This is a genomic window from Eggerthella sp. (assembly GCF_048329335.1).
Taxonomy (GTDB): Bacteria; Actinomycetota; Coriobacteriia; order Coriobacteriales; family Eggerthellaceae; genus Eggerthella; species Eggerthella lenta.
The window spans coordinates 1-3,151 of sequence record NZ_DBFEGU010000436.1 but is presented as its reverse complement, the minus strand read 5'-3'; the positions used below and the strand labels follow the sequence as shown (position 1 = coordinate 3,151).

3 protein-coding genes and 1 pseudogene are annotated in these 3,151 nt (G+C 64.6%); all 4 read left to right on the top strand.

Annotated features, from left to right (window positions below; genetic code table 11):
- A partial coding sequence (rfbD, locus tag ACMO6A_RS13460; protein WP_418471414.1) for a dTDP-4-dehydrorhamnose reductase occupies positions 1-721 on the top strand: 721 nt, incomplete at its 5' end.
- A 4-nt stretch (positions 722-725) separates the two neighbouring features.
- Positions 726-1,745, top strand: a complete 1,020-nt coding sequence (rfbB, locus tag ACMO6A_RS13455) for a dTDP-glucose 4,6-dehydratase (protein WP_009304070.1) — start codon at positions 726-728, stop codon at positions 1,743-1,745.
- A gap of 8 nt (positions 1,746-1,753) precedes the next feature.
- Positions 1,754-2,326, top strand: coding sequence for a dTDP-4-dehydrorhamnose 3,5-epimerase (rfbC, locus tag ACMO6A_RS13450; protein WP_009304071.1), 573 nt, complete (start codon positions 1,754-1,756; stop codon positions 2,324-2,326).
- A gap of 3 nt (positions 2,327-2,329) precedes the next feature.
- Positions 2,330-3,151, top strand: a pseudogene (locus ACMO6A_RS13445) (glycosyl transferase family 2); the annotation flags it as partial.

The following is a 3,151-nucleotide window of genomic DNA, read 5'->3' as shown; positions in this document are numbered from 1 at the left end:
GGGCGGCTTCGACCTTATCGTCAACGGCGCCGCCATGACGAACGTCGATGGTTGCGAGACGGCCGAGGACGCGGCGTTCCGCGTGAACGCCGAAGCGCCGGGCAACCTCGCGCGCGCCGCCGAGGCGGTCGGCGCGAAGCTCGTGCAGGTGTCGACCGACTACGTGTTCCCCGGCACCGAGCCCGAGCCGCGCGTCGAGGACGACCCGACAGGCCCCGTCTCGGCTTACGGTCGCACGAAGCTGGCCGGCGAGGAGCGCTCGCTCGCGGCGTGCAGCCGCTGCTTCGTGGTGCGCACGGCGTGGCTGTACGGCTACGTAGGCAAGAACTTCGTCAAGACCATGATGCGCCTGGGCGCGGACCGCGACGAGGTCACCGTGGTGGACGACCAGTTGGGCAACCCGACGTCGGCGAACGACCTGGCGCACGAGATACTGAAGATCGCCTCCACCGAGGACTACGGCGTGTACCACTGCACGAACGAGGGCACCTGCTCATGGGCCGACTTCGCCGAGGCCGTCATGGAGGGCGCGGGGCTCGACTGCGCCGTCATCCGCTGCACGTCCGAGGAGTACGCGGCCATGAATCCCGCGTCGGCTAAACGCCCGGCGTACTCGTCTCTGCGAAACAAGCGCCTCGAGGACACCGTGGGCAACGAGATGCGCCCGTGGCGCGACGCGCTGTCCGCGTACTTGAACAACCTACCCGAGATGGAAGGCTAGAGGAATGTCAGAGATCTTCGAACCGAAGCGCATCATCGTCACCGGCGGAGCCGGGTTCATCGGAAGCAACTTCGTCCACTGGGTGGTGGACAACCAGCCGGACGTGCACGTCGTCGTGCTGGACGCGCTCACCTATGCCGGCAACCTGGACAACCTCGCCGGCATCCCCGAGGAGCGCATGACCTTCGTCCACGGCGACATCTGCGACGAGGCGCTGCTGGAGGAGATCGTCCCCGGCGTGGACGCCATCGTGCACTTCGCCGCCGAGTCCCACAACGACAACTCCATCGCCGACCCGGAGCCGTTCGTGCGCACCAACGTGCACGGCACGTTCCGCCTGCTGGAGGCCGCGCGCAAGCACGACGTGCGCTTCCATCACATCTCCACCGACGAGGTGTACGGCGACCTCGCATTGGACGACCCGGCGCGCTTCACGGAGGAGACGCCGTACCGTCCGAGCAGCCCGTACAGCTCCACCAAGGCGTCGTCCGACATGCTGGTGCGCGCGTGGTTCCGCACCTACGGAGTGCGCGTCACCATCTCGAACTGTTCGAACAACTACGGCCCGCGCCAGCACATCGAGAAGTTCATCCCGCGCCAGATCACCAACGTGCTCACCGGCATCCGTCCGAAGCTCTACGGCGACGGCCTGAACGTGCGCGACTGGATCCACACAGAGGACCACTCCTCGGCCGTGTGGGCGATCCTGACGAAGGGACGTCTGGGCGAGACGTACCTGATCGGGGCGGACGGCGAAAAGAACAACATCGACGTGCTGCACGCCATCCTGGAGGGCATGGGCAAGAGCGCGGACGACTTCGACTGGGTCAAAGACCGTCCCGGCCACGATCGCCGCTACGCCATCGACTCCTCGAAGCTGCGCTCGGAACTGGGATGGGAGCCGAAGCGCACCGACTTCGCGGAAGGTCTCAAGGCCACCATCGCATGGTACCGTGACAACCCCGGATGGTGGCAGGGCGCCAAGGAGGCCGTCGAGGCCAAGTACGCGAAGCAGGGACAGTAGGAGGCGGTATGGCAGCGGGAGACAGCGTCAAGCACGGCAACTTCACGTTCACCGAGACCTCCATCGAGGGCGTGCTCGTGGTGGACGTCACCGCTTACGGCGACGAACGAGGCTACTTTGTGGAAACCTACAAGCGCCCCGACTTCGTCGCGGGCGGCATCGACTGCGAGTTCGTGCAGGACAACCAGTCCTCCTCGGTCAAGGGCGTGCTGCGCGGCCTGCACTTCCAGATAGAGCATCCGCAGTCCAAGCTCGTCCGCGTGGTGTCGGGCGAGGTGTTCGACGTGGCCGTCGACTTGCGCCCGGACAGCCCCACCTACGGAAAATGGGAGGGCGCGGTGCTGTCGGCGGAGAACCGTCGCCAGTTCTTCGTGCCGCGCGGGTTCGCCCACGGCTTCCTCGTGTTGTCCGATATCGCCGAGTTCTGCTACAAGTGCGACGACGTGTACCATCCCAACGACGAGGGCGGGCTTATGTGGAATGATCCCGAGATCGGCATCGAGTGGCCCATCTCGGAGGGTATGGAACTCGTGCTGAGCGAGAAGGACAAGGCGCATCCGGGGCTCAAGGATCTCGCCTAGCTTATGAAAATCAAGAATCTTGTCCTGTGCAGAGGCGACGGCAAAGGTTATGCCCGTCTCCGCATCGTTGGCTCTGCCGGACGTGACGTTGCGGTTGAGGCGGCGCTTGAAGATGGCTCATCGATTCCGACCCTTTGGCTGAAGGAGTCCGATCCCGCTTCGGATGTTGTCGGGGTGTTGGTGTTCCCCTTGCTCGACGATGTCACGTTGTTCGTCAGAGTCGTGCAGCGCGGCGGGGATGAACCCTTGTGCGCGATGCGCTTGCCTGCCGGGAAGCTGAAATGGCTCTCTCGCCTGAACTACCGCCTCCGTCCGTCCCTGTGCGTTGCTTTGCGTGGCACGGACGAGCGGTCGGTCGATCGTTTGCGCCTTTCGCTGGTCATGTGTATGCCGGATGGCGAGGAGGGGGTATGGCGCATTGCCGCCGAGTCCCGTTCGCTGGGATCTCAGCCGAGGTTCTCTGCCTGGGACGGTGTAGGGCATGCGCTTCAAATAGATCCTATCTTCTTCGAGGATCAGTGCATACCCGATGGCACTGTCGAAGGCGTTCGCCGTCGGATGGTGGTTTCGGTTCGCGTTCCCGCTGCGACGGGCGGCTTGTTCGTAGTCGCCGAGGACGAGACGGGTGCTGCCTTGCCCGCCATGCTGGGGTTCGATAAGGCTGCGTTTTTCGGCGAGCTGCACCGCGCGCTTCGGCGCGTGCGCAACGCTGCGGACGAGGACGACTATCGTGCTTGGCGCGAATCGCGGAAGATGGAAGGGCTTTCCGGGTCGCGCTTGGATCCTGAAGTTTCCCTCTCTCCGTTGGTGAGCATCGTCGTGCCC